We start from the raw sequence: 17,042 nt of genomic DNA, 5'->3' as shown, positions 1-17,042 counted from the left end.
TCAGCGGCGCTGGCCGCCGCGCGTCATGGCAGCCAGGCGTTCGAGCAGATGCACGTCCTGCTCGTTCTTGAGCAGCGCGCCGGCCATCATGGGCACGGCCGTGGCGGCGTGCGCGTCGATCTGCGCGGCCGAGACGTCCTCGGCCAGCAAGAGGCGCAGCCAGTCCAGCAATTCGGACGTGGAGGGCTTTTTCTTCAGGCCGGGCGCATCGCGCAGCGCGAAGAACGTGTCCAGCGCGGCACGCAGCACGTCCTGCTTCAGGTCGGGGTAGTGGACGGCCACGATGTCGCGCATCGTGTCGCGGTCCGGGAAGCGGATATAGTGGAAAAAGCAGCGGCGCAGGAAGGCGTCGGGCAGGTCTTTTTCGTTGTTGGAGGTGATGATGACCAGCGGACGGTGGCGCGCGGCGATGGTCTCGCGCGTTTCGTACACGTGGAATTCCATGCGGTCCAGCTCGCGCAGCAGGTCATTGGGGAATTCGATGTCGGCCTTGTCGATTTCGTCGATCAGCAGCACCACCGGCTCATGCGACTGGAACGCCTGCCACAGCGTGCCCTGCACGATGTAGTTGCGGATGTCGCGGACCTTTTCGTCGCCAAGCTGCGAATCGCGCAGGCGCGACACCGCGTCGTATTCGTAGAGGCCCTGGTGCGCCTTGGTGGTGGATTTGATGTGCCATTGCAGCAGCGGCCGTCCCAGCGCGCGGGCGACTTCTTCGGCCAGCATCGTCTTGCCGGTGCCGGGCTCGCCCTTGATCAGGAGCGGGCGCTGCAAGGTTAGGGCGGCGTTGACGGCGAGCTTGAGGTCATCGGTGGCGACGTAGGTGTCGGTGCCATCGAAGCGGACTGGCTTGGCGGATGAGGCGGTCTGGGCTGCGGGCATGGTCTGATGGCTTCTGTGGTTTGATGGGGATCAACACTAACGCAAGGTATTAATCCTGAGCAATTATCGTACAATCAGGCGGTTTTGCTTTGGGTTCCACCCGCAACGTGTTTGCAGAGGGCCTTTTCGTGTGAGCAGGCCCTAGTCCTTAGCCATACCAAGAAGAGTCATTCCAATGAAGTTGCGAACCTCTCTGAAGTACACGGTTTCCGTGTTGGCCACGATGGCATCCTGTGCGATCGCCGGCCAGGCTGTTGCTGCAGACGCAGCGCCGGTCGGTAATGCCCAGAACGCCCGCGACAAGGTCTCCATGTGCATCGGTTGCCATGGCATTCCGGGCTACAAGGCGACGTTTCCCGAGCTGTACCATGTTCCGATGATTGCTGGCCAGAACGCCAAGTACATCGAAACCGCCCTCAACGAGTACAAGAAAGGCGCGCGCAGCCATCCCACGATGGACGCCATTGCCGGCAGCCTGTCCGACCAGGACATCGCCGACCTGGCCGCGTACTACTCGAATCTCAAATAAGGGGGCAACACCATGAATCGCACCATGCTTGCCCTTGCGGGCGCGACCCTGGCCATCTCGGGCGCAGCCGCCCAGGCGCAGGACCTGGCGGCCGGCAAGGCCGTCTTCGAAAAATTCAATTGCGCATCCTGCCACGGCGCCGATGCCAAGACCGCGGTGGATCCCGCGTATCCCACGCTGGCCGGCCAGCATGCCGACTATCTGGCCCATGCCCTGAAGGCCTACAAGCGCGGCGCCTCCGGCAGCGCAGCCACGGCCAATGTGCGCAAGAACCCCATCATGGGCGCCTTCGCCACGCAACTGTCCGACCAGGACATCTCCAACGTGTCGGCCTGGCTGGCATCGCTGCCCAGCGACCTGGGTGTGCGCCGCTGAGGCAGGCGCACGCCAAGGCAGGCGCAAGGCGCCGGCCCATCAAGAAAACCCTCGGAAATGAACTGACCCCCGAAAGTTGGACTTTGATCCATCCTTCGGGGGTTTTTTGCATGGCAAAGTACGACGAGCAGTTCAAACTGGACGCTGTCCGGCGGTATCTGTCTGAACAGCATAGTTATGCGGAAGTGGCGCGGGAGGTCGGCGTGGACTATGCGTTGCTGCGGCGATGGGTGGCTGTCTACCAACTGCATGGACGGGCTGGTTTAGTCAGGCCGCGCAAGCGGTATTCGGCGCAATTCAAATTTGAGGTGTTGAAGCGCATCGAGCAGGACGGCTTGTCGGACAGGCAGGCTGTGGCGGTTTACAACTTGGGCGATTCCGGGACCATCGGCAAATGGCGTCGTGGGTATGATGAGGGCGGAATGGGCGCATTGGAGCCCAGACGTCGAGATAGCCCCGCCATGCCACACAAGTATCCACCCGAGCCAACAGCCAAGGACATGACAGAGAAGCAGTTGCGCGAAGAGAACGCGTACCTGCGAGCGGAGCTCGATTACCTAAAAAAACTCGATGCCTTGATCCAAGCGGAACGGACCGAAGCGCTGGTGAAAAAGCGCAAATGGTCCAAGGGTTGAGGCATCGTCATCCGCTGGCGCTATTGCTGAGAGCAGCCAAGCTGTCGCGCAGCACGTTCTATTACCACCTGAAGGCGCTTGGCGCCGTGGACCCGTACGCCGAGCTCAAGCAGCGCATCGACGCGGTCTATGCGCAACACAAGGGCCGCTATGGTTACCGCCGGATCACGGCGGTGCTGCGCCAGGCAGGTGAGCTGGTGAATCACAAGACGGTGCAGAAGCTGATGCAGGCGCTGGGCTTGAAGTCGCTCGTGCGCGCCAAGAAGTACCGGTCCTACCGAGGTCAGTCGCATCATGTGGCGGCCAACGTGTTGGCGCGTCGCTTCGAGGCCGAGCGTCCGAACGAGAAGTGGGTCACCGACGTGACCGAGTTCAACGTGCGTGGCGAGAAGCTGTACCTGTCGCCGGTGATGGACCTGTACAACGGCGAGATCGTGGCCTACGAGACCGCTCTGCGGCCGGTGTTCAAGCTCGTGGGCAGCATGCTGAAGAAGGCGCTGGCGCGGCTGCGGCCGACGGAGCGCCCCGTGCTGCACTCCGACCAGGGCTGGCAATACCAGCAGCCCATCTACCGGCGCATGCTGGCCGCCCGGTCCGTCACGCAGAGCATGTCACGCAAGGGCAACTGCCTGGACAATGCCGCCATGGAAAGCTTCTTCGGCACGCTCAAAGCAGAGTTCTTCCACCTCAACCGCTTCGAGAGCATCGAGCAGTTGCAGGCCGGCATCCGGCAGTACATCCATTACTACAATCACAACCGCATCAAGCTCAAGCTAAAAGGCCTGAGCCCGGTGCAATACCGAGCTCAGGCCTTCGGGCTTTAGTTGACCGTCCAACTTCTGGGGGTCAGTTCAGAAACGAGGGTTTTTATTTGCCCGCAGGGCAGGGCTTCAGAGACTGGCGCGGCGGCGAATCAGGTCGATGTAGGTGTCGCTGTCCAGCGGCGTGCCCAGGCGTTGCGCTTCCCAGACCACCTGTCCCAGGCATTCCATGATTTCATGGGCGGCGTGGTGCGCGTCCGAGCGCGCGGTGAGCTGCTGGTAGGCCTGGCGGATGCCGGGCGGATGGTCGATCGACAACTGTTCCGCGATGGCCAGGTGCATGGACAGGTGCAGGAAAGGATTGGTCCGGCCTTTTTCCACGGCGTATTCGGTGGCCATGGCTTCCGGGCTTTCGAGGTCGGCGTGGTATTCCGGGTGTTCGATGATCCAGTCCAGCGCGATGGCCTCGAGCGGGGTCAGCACCTCGCTGGCGCGATGCTTGCGCCAGGTTTCGATAAAGAATTCGCGGACTTGGTCGCGGGAGGGATTGAACATCGGGAGGGGGCCAAAAGCAGGATGTGGTCGCATTATTTTACCGCCCCATGGGGACCGCCGGTTTTGCCCGCCGCTTTGCGATATAGAATGGGTTGCTATCCGCCATCCGGTGTGCGGTTCGCAGGAGGCGGTACGACCCGCGGAATCGGACGCTGTCCGATTCTGGCGCGTGCAGAAAAACCACCCGGAGCAAATGGAGCATTCATGTCCTACCAACATATCAAGGTTCCCGCCGGCGGCCAGAAAATCACGGTCAACGCCGATTTCTCGCTGAACGTGCCTGACCAGCCCATCGTCCCCTTCATCGAAGGCGATGGCACGGGCGCCGACATCACCCCCGTGATGATCAAGGTCGTCGACGCGGCCGTGCAGAAGGCCTACGGCGGTAAGCGCAAGATCCATTGGATGGAGGTCTACGCCGGCGAAAAGGCCACCAAGGTCTACGGTCCGGACGTGTGGCTGCCCGACGAAACCCTGGAAGTCGTCAAAGACTACGTGGTTTCCATCAAGGGTCCGCTGACCACGCCGGTTGGCGGCGGCATCCGGTCGCTGAACGTGGCGCTGCGCCAGCAGCTCGACCTGTACGTGTGCCTGCGCCCAGTGGCGTACTTCAAGGGCGTGCCGTCCCCGGTGCGCGAACCCGAAAAGACCAACATGGTGATCTTCCGCGAGAACTCGGAAGACATTTACGCCGGCATCGAATACATGGCCGAAAGCGAGCAGGCCAAGGAACTGATCCAGTTCCTGCAGACCAAGCTCGGCGTGAAGAAGATCCGCTTCCCCAACACCTCGTCCATCGGCATCAAGCCCGTGTCGCGCGAGGGCACGGAGCGCCTGGTGCGCAAGGCCGCCCAGTACGTCATTGACAACGACCGCTCGTCGCTGACGCTGGTGCACAAGGGCAACATCATGAAGTTCACCGAAGGCGGCTTTCGCGACTGGGGCTATGAGCTCCTGCAGAAGGAATTCGGCGCGCAACTGATCGACGGCGGCCCGTGGTGCAAATTCAAGAATCCGAAGACCGGCCGCGAGGTCATCGTCAAGGACGTGATTGCCGACGCCTTCCTGCAGCAGATCCTGCTGCGCCCGGCCGAATACGACGTCATCGCCACCCTGAACCTGAACGGCGACTACATCTCTGACGCGCTGGCCGCGCAGGTGGGGGGCATCGGCATCGCCCCGGGTGCGAACCTGTCCGATTCCGTGGCCATGTTCGAAGCCACCCACGGCACGGCGCCCAAGTACGCCGGCAAGGACTACGTGAACCCCGGTTCCGAGATCCTGTCCGCCGAAATGATGCTGCGTCACATGGGCTGGACCGAAGCCGCCGACCTCATCATCTCCAGCATGGAAAAGTCCATCCAGTCCAAGAAGGTCACGTACGACTTTGCCCGCCTGCTCGAAGGCGCGACGCAGGTGTCGTGCTCGGGCTTTGGCCAGGTGATGATCGAAAACATGTAATCCGCGGCCAGGGCCGTCGCGCGAGGCTGTCCGCCCCGCGCACCCGGCCTGGTCCCGCATGTTCCGCCAAACCCGCCCGCCGTCATGGCGGGCGGGTTTTGTCTAACCGACCGGCATGACGCGCGACGCGCGTGCTCAGTTTTTTCCAGGTTGATTGTTGTGCCCCGAATGTATGTAACCCTGGCCGCCTGGCTGGTGCTGCTGATGCCCGCCCTGGCGTTGACCAGTCCGGTGGGCGGCCCCGCCGTGCTGTACCTGAGCGCGCTGATCGCGCTTTTCGCCATCGCCGCGAATGCGGTCAGGCGCTATGAGCCCATGGACTTGCGGGCGCTATGGCCCATGGCGTTGGCGTTGCTGTCGCCCCTTGCCTGTATGCTGATCACGTCCTCGGTGCTGGGCGTGTGGAGCAATTCCGAACTCGAAAAACTGCTGCGCTTTGCGCTGGCGCTGCCCGTGCTGTGGCTGTTGCTGCGCGCGCCGCAACGGCTGCTGCGCCACGTTGAATGGACCCTGCTCGCGGGGGCGCTGGCGGGGTCCGGGCTTCTGATTTTCACGATGATGACCGGCGGCCGCGGGGCGGTGGTCGAGGTTGGCGGTCGCTACAACGCCGTGGCCTTTGCCAACATGGTGCTGCTGTTCGGCAGCATGACCCTGCTGTCGCTCGGCTGGGGGCCCGGATCGCGATGGCCGCGCCTCGAGACCGGCCTGAAGCTGCTGGCCGCGGCCCTCTCCGTGTGCGCCACATGGATGTCCGAAACCCGCAGCAGCTGGATGCTGCTGCCCATCCTGGGATTGGTGTTCCTGCTGGGCCTGCGCAATTGGCGGCGGCGCCACAAGGTGTACTGCGCGCTGGCCGTGGGCGTGGCGCTGGTGGCCAGCGCGGCCGCCATCTGGAACTACAGCAGCCGCATGCAGGAGATCACCCACGACGTGCAGGGCTTTGCCACGTCGGCCAATCGCGACACCTCGTTCGGCATCCGGCTGCAACTGTGGCATGCCTCGATCCTGATGTTCGAAAAGAGCCCGATCGTCGGCATCGGCCCCAGCAAGTTCCGCGAAGAGCTGCGCGTGCTGCAGGGGCAGGGCATCGTGACACAGGAGGTCGTGGATGGATTCGGCGAGCCCCACAATGATCTGCTGGCGGCCCTGGCCGGTTACGGCCTGCTGGGCCTGCTGAGCATGCTGACGCTGTACCTGCTGCCGGCGGCCATCTTCTTCCGGCGCCTGGCCAGCGACGACCGGGTCATCCGTGTGGGGGCGCAGATGGGGCTGCTCTTCTGCCTGGGTTATTGCGCCTTCAGCCTGACCGAGATGATGTTCCGCAACATGCGCAGCGTGCCGACCTACGCGCTGATCACGGTGACGCTGATTGCATTGACCACGGCGCGTACGCAACGCGCCGACCGCCCCGGGCCGTAGGCGGCGCGGGCGCAAGGCCCGCCGTCCGGCTTCCCGACAACGCAAGGCGCGACCCGCCTTGCGTTTTTTTATTGGCATTGGATTTGAGCTAGATCAAAGTGACTAGTCAATTCTTATCAAAACAAAGTTTGAAACGGTATGCTGGCCAACCTTTGGTAAATAAAACGTCATATTTCGCAGTGATTTGTTTCGGCTGTGGATGCAGAAGAGAGTCGATGAGTCGTTCCAGCTTGCGTAGGGAATTGTTGTGGTTCGTGTTTGCCATCGGCGCCGCCGTCCTGGCGCTGGGCGTATGGGACGCCTGGCAGCGCCGCGCCGAGATGGTGGATGACCGCAAGGCGGCGTTGCGCCACGTGCTGGATCTGGCCGCGGGCGTCGTGCGCGACGGCAAGCAGCGGGTGCGGGAGGGCGTGCCCCTGGCCGAGGCCAAGCGCGATGCCGCGCGTCAGCTGTCGCAGATGCGATACGGCGAGGACGGGTACGTGGGCGCCTTTGGCGACGACTACGCGCTGCTGATCCATCCCGACGCCAAGCTGGTCGGCACCAACGTGCGGGGCATCCGCGACAGCGACGGCCAGCCGCTCTTCGAAAACCTGTATGCGCAGGGCAAGGCGGGCGGGGGCTACGTGCGCTACCTGTTCCCGCGCCCCGGCGCCGACGACGCGCTGCCCAAGATCACCTACGCGGCCTACGACCCGGACTGGGGCTGGCTGATGTTCACGGGCCTGTACGTGGACGACGTCGACGCGGCCTTCTACGGCACGCTCTGGCGGCAGGGCAGCGTGACGCTGGGCCTGCTGGCCCTGGTGCTGGCGGCGGCGCTGCGCTTTTTCAGCACGCACATCCTGCGGCCGCTGGACGAAGCGGTGGCGGTGTGCGAGCGCGTGGCCAACGGCGATCTGTCCAGCGCCATCTCGCGCCATCACCGGGGCGAGATCGGCCAGTTGTTCGACGCGATGGCGCGCATGCAGCAACGCCTGGACACGGCGGTGCGCAGCATCGTGCATTCCACCGCTTCGATCGCGGCCGCTTCCCGCCAGATCGCCGCAGGCAGCATGGACCTGTCCGATCGCACGGAAAAGCAGGCGGCCGCCCTGGAACAGACGGCGGCCAGCGTGGAAGAAATCACCGCGACCGCGCGGCAGAGCGCCGAGCATGTGCGCGAGGTCAGTGCGCTGGCCGGCGAGGCGGCCCGGCTGGCGCAACAGGGCAGCGACGAGACGCAGCACGCCATCGATGCCATGCGCGAGATATCGCGCAGTTCGCAGCGTATCGACGAGATCATCCGGTTGATCGATGAGATCGCATTCCAGACGAATATCCTGGCGCTGAACGCCGCCGTCGAAGCGGCGCGGGCCGGCGAGCAGGGGCGCGGGTTTGCGGTGGTGGCGGGCGAGGTGCGGGCGCTGGCGCAGCGTTCGGCCACGGCGGCCAAGGAGATCAAGACGCTGATCGAAGCGTCGTCCGACTCCGTGACGCGGGGCAGCCAGCGGGTGGAGCAGGCGAGCGCCACGATGGGCAGCGTGCTGGAATCGGCCGCCACCAGCGCGCCGCTGATGCGCGAGATCGCCACGGCGTCCGGCGAGCAGAGCGCGGGGATCGAGCAGATCAACCTCACCGTGACGCACCTGGACGGCGCGACCCAGCAGAACGCGGCGCTGGTGCAGGAGTTTGCCGCCTCGGCGGCCACGCTGCACGACCAGGCGGGAGACCTGGCGCGCGCCGTGTCGATCTTCAGGCTGTCTGCAGCCGGCTGACCGGATCCGGCATCCGCTTCATCGCGCGTTGCAGCCGCGAGCCCAGCTCGCGGCTGGCGGGCGTCATGGGCATGCGCAATTCGTCGGCGATCAGGCCCTGCATGGCGAGCGCGCGCTTGATCGGCGCGGGGTTGGGTTCGCTGAACAGCAGGCGGATCAGGGGAACCAGCGGTTCGAACAGTTCCCGCGCGGCGTGGGCCTGGCCATCGCGCGCAAGCTGCATGATCTCGACGAAGCGCTCGGGATACAGATGCGCGGCCGCCGGTATGGCGCCCCGGCCGCCCGCCAGGAAGTGGTCCAGCAGGGCCAGGTCCTCGCCGCACAGCGCATCCAGGCGGCCGCGCGCATTCAGCGCGGCCAGCACCGACGGATTGCACTCCTTTACCGCGCCGAAATTCGGCATCGCGGCCAGGGCCTCCATGGTCTCGACCGTCATGGCGACGCCCGCGCGCTTGGGAATGTTGTAGAGAATGATGGGGCGCTCGGTGGCCCAGGCGATCTGGCGGTAATGCCATGCGATGCCCGCCTGCGAGGGGCCCAGGTAATACGGCGGCGGCACCAGGTAGCCGGCGGGCGCGTACCGGTCCAGCCGGCGCACCGCCGCCGCCACGCCGCGCGTGTCGACGCCGCCCACGCCCAGGACCAGCGGCAGCGCATGCGCGTCGCTGGTAATGGCTTCGATCATGTCGATCTTTTCCGGCGTGCCGACCAGGTTGCCCTCGCCGGTGGAACCGAAGAGGACGAGGCCGGCCATGCCGGCATTGCGGTAGTAGCGGGCCAGCGCCTGCGCGGCGTCCAGGTCCACATGGCCGCCGCGCATCGGCGTCACCATGGGCAGCCAGATGCCCTCGAACACGGGTTTGGCGGGCATGTCCATGGCTCAACGCTCCGTCAGGGCGGCGGCGGGCCGCAGCTGGCCGAATTCCGCCCGGGGTAGGCCGCGCATGACGGCACGCATCAGCGTGTCCAGTTCGTCCCGTTCGCATTGCAATTGGAGCGTGCTACGCGCATGGGCGTGGTCCACGGACAGCAGGTACACGCCGATGCGGTCGCCCAGCTCGCGATGCAGCGCCAGGCGCACATTCAGGGCGTCCAGCGTATCGATGCGCACGGTCAGCGCGACCAGGCTGCATCGGGGCTGCGGCGTGGAGGCTGCCGCGGGGGATTGGGACTTGCGATCATGGCGTAGCGGTCGGGGAATCATGGCGGTCGGGGGCGGGGGCCTTGGCAGGCGACCCGAGGGTCCGGTGGTTGGCGACGATTCCACTATAGGAATCGCGCCGTAAAACCTGCCGATAAAAGCGTGCGCGTCGCGTAAAAAACGCGTCAACGCGCGCGGCCCCTCAGAACGTCTTGGTCACCGACAGCAGGCCTGTCGCGCGGCCCATGTCGCGGCCGCGGGTGTTGGTGTAGACGGCGCGGTCGGCATTGGTGTCCAGATAGGCGAGCGACACCGACAACCCATCGCCGAAGTCCTTCGTGAGGCCCAGCTTCCAGTCGGTGTAGGAGCCGTTGTCCACGTTGCGCACGATCTGGCGGCCCACGTGGGCATTGACGGTCAGGCCCCAGAGCCCGGTGTCGAAGTTGCCCGACAGGTCGAAATACTGGCTGTACTTGCTGTCGGCAAAGCCGAACAGGTTGGTCAGCGCGATGGAGTACTTGAAGGACATCGGACCATAGCCGATGCCGGCATAGAGTTCGGTCGTGTCGGGGCTGGTGTAGCCGGACGGAAAGTCGCCGGGGTAGTAGTACTGCAGCACACCCAGGTCCACGGGCACGCCCTCGACGATGTTGCCCTTGTAGCCGCCGTAGAAATCCATTTCCACGGGGGCGGACACGTCGCTGTTGCTGTCGTCCAGCCAGCTTATGCTGGAGTTCCAGTTGCCGATGTAAAAGCCGCTGGCGTGCGCGAGATCGAAGCCCCCCTGGATGGCGGGCTGGTTGTTGGTCTGCATGAGGCCGCGATAGCGGTACTGGCTGGCGAGCGTGACGTTGGCCGTCAGCGTGTAGCGCGATGCGGTGTCGGCGGCGTCGGCGGCCGGCGGGGCGTCGCTGGCGTGGACCGTGGGAACGATGGCAAGCAGCGCCAGCGCGGCGAGGGTGTTGCGGGACATGGAAGCCTCCAGCTGTTGAACGGACCGCAACAATAGGAGGATCGGCATAAAGCGCGAGTCAAGACACGCGCCCTGCGCGTAAATGGCGCGTCAATGGCCGGCTTAATGGCTGCGTCAATGGCAGTGTCAATGGCCGCGCCAATGCAGCGTATCGCGGCCGCGATCAGCCCGCGAAGCGGTAGCCCACCCCGATCTCGGTCAGCAGAAACACCGGCTGCGCGGGGTCGGCTTCGAGCTTCTGGCGCAGGTGGCCCATGTAGATCCGCAGGTAGTGGTTGCTTTCGACATGGGACGGCCCCCAGACCTGCCGCAACAGCTCGCGATGGGTCATGACCTTGCCGCGATGGGCAAGCAGCGCCGCGAGCAGGCGGTACTCCATGGCGGTCAGGTGAATGTGCTGGCCCGCGCGCTCGACGGTGCGCCGCGAGAAGTCCACGCGCACGTCGCCGAACGCGATCTCGGCTGCGTTGCCCGCGCCGCCGCGGGCGTGGCGGCGCAGCAGGACGCGCAGGCGCGCCAGCAGCTCGCTCAAGCCGAAGGGCTTGGCCAGGTAGTCGTCGGCGCCCGCGTCCAACGCCGCCACCTTGTCCGCCTCGGCGCTGCGCGCCGACAGCACCAGCACCGGCACCTCGGTCCAGCCGCGCAGCTCGCGGATCAGCGTCATGCCGTCTTCGTCGGGCAGCCCCAGGTCCAGCACGATGGCGTCGGGTTGCCGGGTGCCGGCCTCGATCAGGCCGCGCTTGACGGTGTCGGCCTCGTGCACGACGCAACCTTCGCTCTCCAGGGCCTGGCGGACGAACCGGCGGATGTTGGCGTCGTCTTCGATGATCAGGACCACGGGCTGGAAATCGAACATGGAATGGCTCAAACAGGTTGAATCAGGCGGTTTCGGGTTTGATGTCGGGCGGCGTGCCCAGCGGCAGGCTGAAGACGAACTGCGCGCCGCTGGCTTGCCCCGGCGCATGCTCCACCCAGATACGGCCGTGATGGGCGGCGACGATGGCTTCGCACACGGCCAGTCCCAGTCCGACGCCGGGCGTGGCGGATTCGCGTTCTCCGCGGGTGAATTTCTCGAAGATGCGGCGCTCGGCGCCCGGCGCGACGCCCGGGCCGTTGTCGGCGATGGCCACGTGCATCTCGGCTTCGTGGACCGACGCGTGGATGCGCAGGGTGCTGCCGGGGGGGGTGTACTTGGCCGCGTTCTCCAGCAGATTGCACAGCACGCGCTCGATCAGCACGCCGTCGCACTCCACCAGCGGCAGTGCCGACAGGCTGTCGACCTCGATCCGGTGGCCCGCCAGCGGTTCGCGCATGGCGGCCAGCGCGGCGCCGACCAGTTCTTCGATGGACTGCCACTCCAGGCGCAGCGGCGCGTCGCGGCTTTGCAGCCGCGCCATGTCCAGCAGGTTGGCCACCAGCGCGTGCATGCGCTGGGCCTGGTCGCGCATGGCGCGCACCGTGTCCAGCACGCCCGCGGGCAGTTCGGCTTGCTGGCGCATCAGCGTATCGGTCATGCCCACCAGGCTGGTCAGCGGCGTGCGCAGGTCGTGCGACACCGCGGCCAGCAGGGAGTTGCGCAGTTTTTCGGACTCCATGCTGACCAGGGCCTGCTGCGCCACCTCGACGTAGTGCAGGCGCTCGAGCGCGATGGCGATGAGGGTGGCGTAGGCCTCGATCTGCCGGCGCGTGTCGGGGTGCGTATAGAGGCTGCGGCGCGGCGCGGCCAGCACCAGCACGCCCCGTGTGCGCATGGGCGCCTTGAGCGGCATGTACAGCAGGTCGGTGTTGGACAGCGTGGTGGTGCCCGCGCCCGCCGGCTGGCCGTGGTCATGGACCCACTGCGCCAGCGCGGACGCCGGCGCCGGCATCTCGCCATCGACGGGCGGCGCCAGCCGCAGGCGGTCGTCCAGGCCCAGGATGTAGAGCGCGCAGCGCGAGCCGAACGTGGCATGCACGAAGGAGCCGGCCAGCGCCACGATCTGCTCGGGCAGCAGGGCGGACGAGAGTTCACGCGCAAATTCGTACAGGCTGCGCGCATCGGCCTCGCGCTTGACCGAGGCCTGCGCCTGCAGCCGCAGGCCGGCGGTGAGCTGGCCGATCAGCAGCCCCACGCCCAGCAGCACGGCGAAGGTCAGCAGGTATTGCACGTCGGACACGGCGAATGACGACAGGGGCTGCACGAAGAAAAAGTCGAACAGGCCCACGCTGACGACGGAGGCAAGCGCGGCCGGCCCCCGGCCATGGCGCAGCGCGACCGCCACCACCGCCAGCAGAAAGAGCATGACGATGTTCGTCTGGTGCAGGGCCGGAAACGCCAGCGCGGACAGGGCCGTGGCCGCGGCGCAGTAGCTGAGCGCCCAGGCATAGCCCGCCAGCGGGCGCATCCCGCGCTCGTCGTCGGCCGGTCCGGCGCGGCGGCCGGCCGCGATCGGATGGCGGCCGGCGGGCGCACGCGCGGGGATGGGGGGCGCGCCCAGCCGGATGATGTCGATTTCCGGACAGCCCGCGGCCAGCATGTCGGCAAAGCTGTGGCGCCGCCACAGCCAGCCGGGGGACATGACGGCGGTCAGGAACGCCGACAGCGACGGGCGCAGGCGCTGCAGCCCGCCCGCGCGCGTGCGGCCGACGATCGCTTTGGTGATGTTGTGGCGGCGGACATAGCGGACCACCGCGTCTACCATGTCGCCGCCGGCCAGCGTCTCGGACCGCGCGCCCAGGGAATCGGCCAGCGCCAGGCTGTGCTGCAGCCGCTCGATCTCGGCCGGCGCGGGCGGCGCGGCGCGCGGCGTGTCGATGGTGACGACGTGCAGATCGCAATCGAGCTGCTGGCTCATGCGATGGGCGCTGCGAATCACGTATTCGGCGTCGGCGTCTGGCCCGATGCAGGCCACGATGGCCTCGCGCGTGCGCCACACCGGCTCGATGGCGCGGTCGCGGCGGTAGGCCTGCACGTCATCGTCCACGTGCTCGGCCGTGCGCCGCAGCGCCAGTTCGCGCAGCGCGATCAGGTTGCCCTTGCGGAAGAAATTGCTGGCGGCGTGGCGGGCCTGTTCGGGCAGGTAGACCTTGCCTTCCTTCAGGCGGCGCAGCAGTTCATCGGCAGACAGGTCGACCAGCATGACCTCGTCGGCCGCGTCGAACACGTCGTCGGGCACGGTTTCCCAGACCCGGACGCCGGTAATGCTGCCGACGGCTTCGTTCAGGCTGTCCAGGTGCTGCACATTCAGCGTCGTCCAGACGTCGATGCCGGCCGCGAGCAGTTCCTGGATGTCCTGCCAGCGCTTGGCGTGGCGCGAGCCCGGCGCATTGGAGTGGGCCAGTTCGTCCACCAGCACGAGGGCGGGGCGGCGCTGCAGGGCGCCGTCCAGGTCGAATTCCTTGAGCACGTGGCCCCGGTAGGCCACGTCCTTGAGCGGCAGGACCGGCAGGCCTTCCAGCAGCGTCGCGGTCTCGCGGCGGCCGTGCGTTTCCACGATGCCGGCCAGCACGTCCACGCCCCGCGCGGCCTGGGCGCGCGCGGCCGCCAGCATGGTGTAGGTTTTGCCCACCCCGGCCGACGCGCCGAAGTACACGCGCAGCTTGCCGCGCACGGCCTGCCGCTCGGCGGCGTCCAGGGTTTTCAAGAGCGCGTCCGGATCGGGACGCTCGTCAGCAAGGTCAGCCATGAACGCGCAGGTGAGGGGAGGGAACGGCTGGCAATACTATACGCCGCGTCATTGTCGTGCCGCGCGCTGCTTGTCCAGCGCCAGATTCAGCGTCAGCACGTTGACCGAGGGTTCGCCCAGCACGCTCAGCTGCGGCTTGGCCGTGTGGGCCTGGATCAGCGCGTCGACCTCGGCGCGCGGCAGGCCCCGGACGCGCGCCACGCGGGCGGCCTGGTAGGCCGCGGCGGCGGGGCTGATGTGGGGATCCAGTCCGCTGCCGGACGCGGTGACGAGGTCGACCGGGACCGGCGCGGCATTGTCCGGGTCGACCGCCTTCAGGGCGTCGACCCGCGCCCGGATGGCCTCGGCCAGCGCCGGATTGCTCGGGCCGAGATTGGAGCCGCCCGAGGCCGCAGCGTTGTACGGCATGGGGGCGGTGGCCGACGGGCGGCCCCAGAAGTACTGCGGCGAGGTGAATGACTGGCCGATCCATTCCGAGCCGACGACCTTGCCGTCCCGCTCGATGAGCGAGCCGCCCGCCTGGTGCGGAAAGACGGCGGAGGCGACGCCCGTGGTGAGCAAGGGGTAGGCCAGGCCGGTGACGAGCGAGAGCGCGGCAAAGATGGTCAGGGCGGGGCGCAGGATGCCGCCCTGGCGCGGCGTGGGGGTAGTGGCGTTCATGACGATTTCCTTTTGGTGGCGGCGGGCGTTACGCCCAGCCCAGCGCGGCCAGCACCATGTCGACCAGCTTGATGCCGGCGAAGGGCACGAGCAGTCCGCCCAGGCCATAGATGAGGAGGTTGCGGCGCAGCAGCACCGATGCGCCCAGCGGACGGTAGCGCACGCCCTTGAGCGCCAGCGGGATCAGCACCACGATGATGAGCGCGTTGAAGATCACGGCCGACAGAATGGCGGAGGACGGCGTCGCCAGGCCCATGATGTTGAGCACGCCAAGCTGCGGGTAGACCGTGGCGAAGGCGGCCGGGATGATGGCGAAGTACTTGGCCACGTCGTTGGCCACGCTGAACGTGGTCAGCGCGCCGCGCGTCATCAGCATCTGCTTGCCGATCTCGACGATCTCGATGAGCTTCGTGGGATTGGAATCCAGGTCCACCATGTTGCCCGCTTCCTTGGCGGCCTGGGTGCCCGAGTTCATCGCGACGGCCACGTCGGCCTGTGCCAGCGCGGGCGCGTCGTTGGTGCCGTCGCCCGTCATCGCCACCAGCCGGCCTTCCGCCTGGTAGTTGCGGATGAGCTTGAGCTTGGCCTCGGGCGTGGCTTCGGCCAGGAAGTCGTCGACGCCGGCTTCAGCAGCGATGGACGCGGCGGTCAGCTTGTTGTCGCCGGTGATCATCACGGTCTTGATGCCCATGCGGCGCAGTTCGGCAAAGCGCGACTGGATGCCGGGCTTGACGATGTCCTTGAGCTCGACCACACCCAGCGCGCGGTTGCCGTCGCTGACCATGAGCGGCGTGCTGCCGCGTCGCGCCACGTCTTCGGCCAGGCGCAGCGCCTCGTCGGGCACCGTGGCGTCCTGCGCGGCGAGCCAGGCCTGGATCGCGTCGACCGCGCCTTTGCGGATCCTGCGCTCGCCCTGGTCGACGCCGCTCATGCGCGACTGCGCGGTGAACGGCACGAATTCCAGGCCGGTCAGGGTCGGCGCGGGCGCCTGGATGCTCTTGTCCGCCAGCGCCACGATGCTGCGGCCTTCGGGCGTCTCGTCGGCCAGCGAGGCCAGGCGCGCGGCCTGCGCCAGCTCTTGCGGCGACACGCCGGGCGCGGGCAGGAAGGTCGACGCCTGGCGGTTGCCGAAGGTGATGGTGCCGGTCTTGTCCAGCAGCAGCACGTCGACGTCGCCGGCGGCTTCGACCGCGCGTCCGGACGTGGCGATCACGTTGGCGCTCATCATGCGGCTCATGCCCGCCACGCCGATGGCCGACAGGAGGCCGCCGATGGTGGTGGGGATCAGGCAGACGAGCAGCGCCACCAGCACGGTCACGGTGACCACGGCGCCGCCGCCCGCCGCGGAAACCGCGTAAAGCGAGAACGGCATCAGGGTGACGACGACCAGCAGGAACACCACCGTCAGGCCCACCAGCAGGATGGTCAGCGCCAGCTCGTTGGGCGTCTTCTGGCGCTTGGCGCCCTCGACCATCGAGATCATGCGGTCCAGGAAGCTTTCGCCGGGATCGGCCGCGATGCGCACGAAGATCCAGTCGGACAGCACCCGCGTGCCGCCGGTGACGGACGAGAAGTCGCCACCGGATTCGCGGATGACGGGCGCCGATTCACCGGTGATGGCGCTTTCGTCCACCGAGGCCACGCCCGCGATCACCTGCCCATCGCCCGGCACGGTGTCGCCGGCTTCGACCAGCACGACGTCGCCGCGGCGCAGCAGGCCCGAGGGCTGGCGGGTGGCCTGCGCACGCCATTGCGCGGGATCCGCGTCATGCACGTCCGCGTCGCGAAAGCCTTTGAGCAGGCGCGCGTCGATGGTGGTGCGCAGGCCGCGCAGCGTGGCCGCCTGCTGTTTGCCGCGGCCTTCGGCCAGCGCTTCGGCGAAGTTGGCGAACAGCACGGTGAACCACAGCCACACGGTGATGCCCAGGATGAATCCCGCGGGCGCCTCGGCCTGGCCGCGTAGCGCCATGATCCACAGCACGGTGGTGAGCAGGCTGCCCACATAGACCACGAACATCACGGGGTTCTTGAGCTGGGCGGCCGGCGACAGCTTGCGCAGGCTGTCGACCAGGGCGGGCCCGACCAGCGCCCGCGACCACATTCCGAAGGGACGGGCCGCGTTAGGCGGGGCCGCGTCAGGCCGGGCCGCGTGAGGCCGGGCTGTGTCGGGCCGGGCCTTTTGGGCGGCGGCGCCGCCCGTGCCGGTAGTTTGCATTTCAATCTTGGCCA

Annotated in this window: 15 protein-coding genes; 6 read left to right on the top strand and 9 right to left on the bottom strand. The window is 66.9% G+C overall.

Features of this window, described 5'->3' with window-relative positions:
- Positions 1-882: an AAA family ATPase gene (locus ACZ50Q_RS23290; protein ID WP_076519094.1), complete on the bottom strand. Its 882-nt coding sequence runs from the start codon at positions 880-882 to the stop codon at positions 1-3.
- Positions 883-1,057: 175 nt separating this feature from the next.
- Here ACZ50Q_RS23290 and ACZ50Q_RS23285 point away from each other — a divergent pair, with 175 nt between their 5' ends.
- The 3 genes from ACZ50Q_RS23285 to ACZ50Q_RS23275 all read left to right on the top strand — a co-directional run bounded on the left by ACZ50Q_RS23285 (position 1,058) and on the right by ACZ50Q_RS23275 (position 3,245).
- A complete protein-coding gene (locus ACZ50Q_RS23285) occupies positions 1,058-1,411 on the top strand; it encodes a c-type cytochrome (RefSeq protein WP_076519095.1) in 354 nt (117 codons plus the stop codon).
- A gap of 12 nt (positions 1,412-1,423) precedes the next feature.
- A complete protein-coding gene (locus tag ACZ50Q_RS23280) occupies positions 1,424-1,786 on the top strand; it encodes a c-type cytochrome (RefSeq protein WP_076519096.1) in 363 nt (120 codons plus the stop codon).
- Between the two features lie 110 nt (positions 1,787-1,896).
- Positions 1,897-3,245, top strand: a protein-coding gene (locus ACZ50Q_RS23275) for an IS3 family transposase (protein WP_464079392.1) whose coding sequence is annotated in 2 segments (ribosomal slippage) — positions 1,897-2,344 and positions 2,344-3,245 — 1,350 coding nt in all. Because the reading frame shifts where the segments join, the coding sequence is not laid out codon by codon here.
- 66 nt (positions 3,246-3,311) lie between these two features.
- Here the strand turns inward: ACZ50Q_RS23275 and ACZ50Q_RS23270 are convergent.
- On the bottom strand, positions 3,312-3,737 hold the full coding sequence (locus tag ACZ50Q_RS23270; RefSeq protein WP_076519097.1) for a DUF1841 family protein: 426 nt from the start codon (positions 3,735-3,737) through the stop codon (positions 3,312-3,314).
- Positions 3,738-3,941: 204 nt separating this feature from the next.
- Between ACZ50Q_RS23270 and icd the strand changes: the two genes are divergently transcribed.
- From icd to ACZ50Q_RS23255, 3 genes are all read left to right on the top strand, one after another.
- Positions 3,942-5,198, top strand: coding sequence for an NADP-dependent isocitrate dehydrogenase (gene icd / locus ACZ50Q_RS23265; RefSeq protein ID WP_076519098.1), 1,257 nt, complete (start codon positions 3,942-3,944; stop codon positions 5,196-5,198).
- Between the two features lie 159 nt (positions 5,199-5,357).
- Positions 5,358-6,617, top strand: coding sequence for an O-antigen ligase family protein (locus tag ACZ50Q_RS23260; protein WP_464079676.1), 1,260 nt, complete (start codon positions 5,358-5,360; stop codon positions 6,615-6,617).
- A gap of 215 nt (positions 6,618-6,832) precedes the next feature.
- Positions 6,833-8,374, top strand: coding sequence for a methyl-accepting chemotaxis protein (locus tag ACZ50Q_RS23255; protein WP_464079675.1), 1,542 nt, complete (start codon positions 6,833-6,835; stop codon positions 8,372-8,374).
- Here ACZ50Q_RS23255 and ACZ50Q_RS23250 read toward each other — a convergent pair.
- The 7 genes from ACZ50Q_RS23250 to kdpB form a co-directional block, all read right to left on the bottom strand.
- A complete protein-coding gene (locus ACZ50Q_RS23250) occupies positions 8,352-9,251 on the bottom strand; it encodes a 4-hydroxy-tetrahydrodipicolinate synthase family protein (protein ID WP_464079674.1) in 900 nt (299 codons plus the stop codon). The genes ACZ50Q_RS23255 and ACZ50Q_RS23250 overlap by 23 nt on opposite strands.
- 3 nt (positions 9,252-9,254) lie before the next feature.
- Positions 9,255-9,578: a hypothetical protein gene (locus ACZ50Q_RS23245; protein ID WP_231952094.1), complete on the bottom strand. Its 324-nt coding sequence runs from the start codon at positions 9,576-9,578 to the stop codon at positions 9,255-9,257.
- 139 nt (positions 9,579-9,717) lie between these two features.
- Complete coding sequence (locus tag ACZ50Q_RS23240; protein WP_092582372.1) at positions 9,718-10,488, bottom strand: TorF family putative porin; 771 nt, start codon at positions 10,486-10,488, stop codon at positions 9,718-9,720.
- Between the two features lie 163 nt (positions 10,489-10,651).
- Positions 10,652-11,344: a two-component system response regulator KdpE gene (kdpE, locus tag ACZ50Q_RS23235; protein ID WP_092582373.1), complete on the bottom strand. Its 693-nt coding sequence runs from the start codon at positions 11,342-11,344 to the stop codon at positions 10,652-10,654.
- A gap of 22 nt (positions 11,345-11,366) precedes the next feature.
- Positions 11,367-14,153: a DUF4118 domain-containing protein gene (locus ACZ50Q_RS23230; protein ID WP_464079673.1), complete on the bottom strand. Its 2,787-nt coding sequence runs from the start codon at positions 14,151-14,153 to the stop codon at positions 11,367-11,369.
- Between the two features lie 48 nt (positions 14,154-14,201).
- Positions 14,202-14,813, bottom strand: coding sequence for a potassium-transporting ATPase subunit KdpC (gene kdpC / locus ACZ50Q_RS23225; RefSeq protein WP_464079672.1), 612 nt, complete (start codon positions 14,811-14,813; stop codon positions 14,202-14,204).
- A 28-nt stretch (positions 14,814-14,841) separates the two neighbouring features.
- Positions 14,842-16,914: a potassium-transporting ATPase subunit KdpB gene (gene kdpB / locus ACZ50Q_RS23220; protein ID WP_464082034.1), complete on the bottom strand. Its 2,073-nt coding sequence runs from the start codon at positions 16,912-16,914 to the stop codon at positions 14,842-14,844.
- Positions 16,915-17,042 lie beyond the last annotated feature (128 nt).

This window comes from Achromobacter sp. T5-5 (assembly GCF_055397965.1).
The sequence above is the reverse complement of the archived record's forward strand: the minus strand, read 5'-3'. Positions and strand labels throughout refer to the sequence as shown.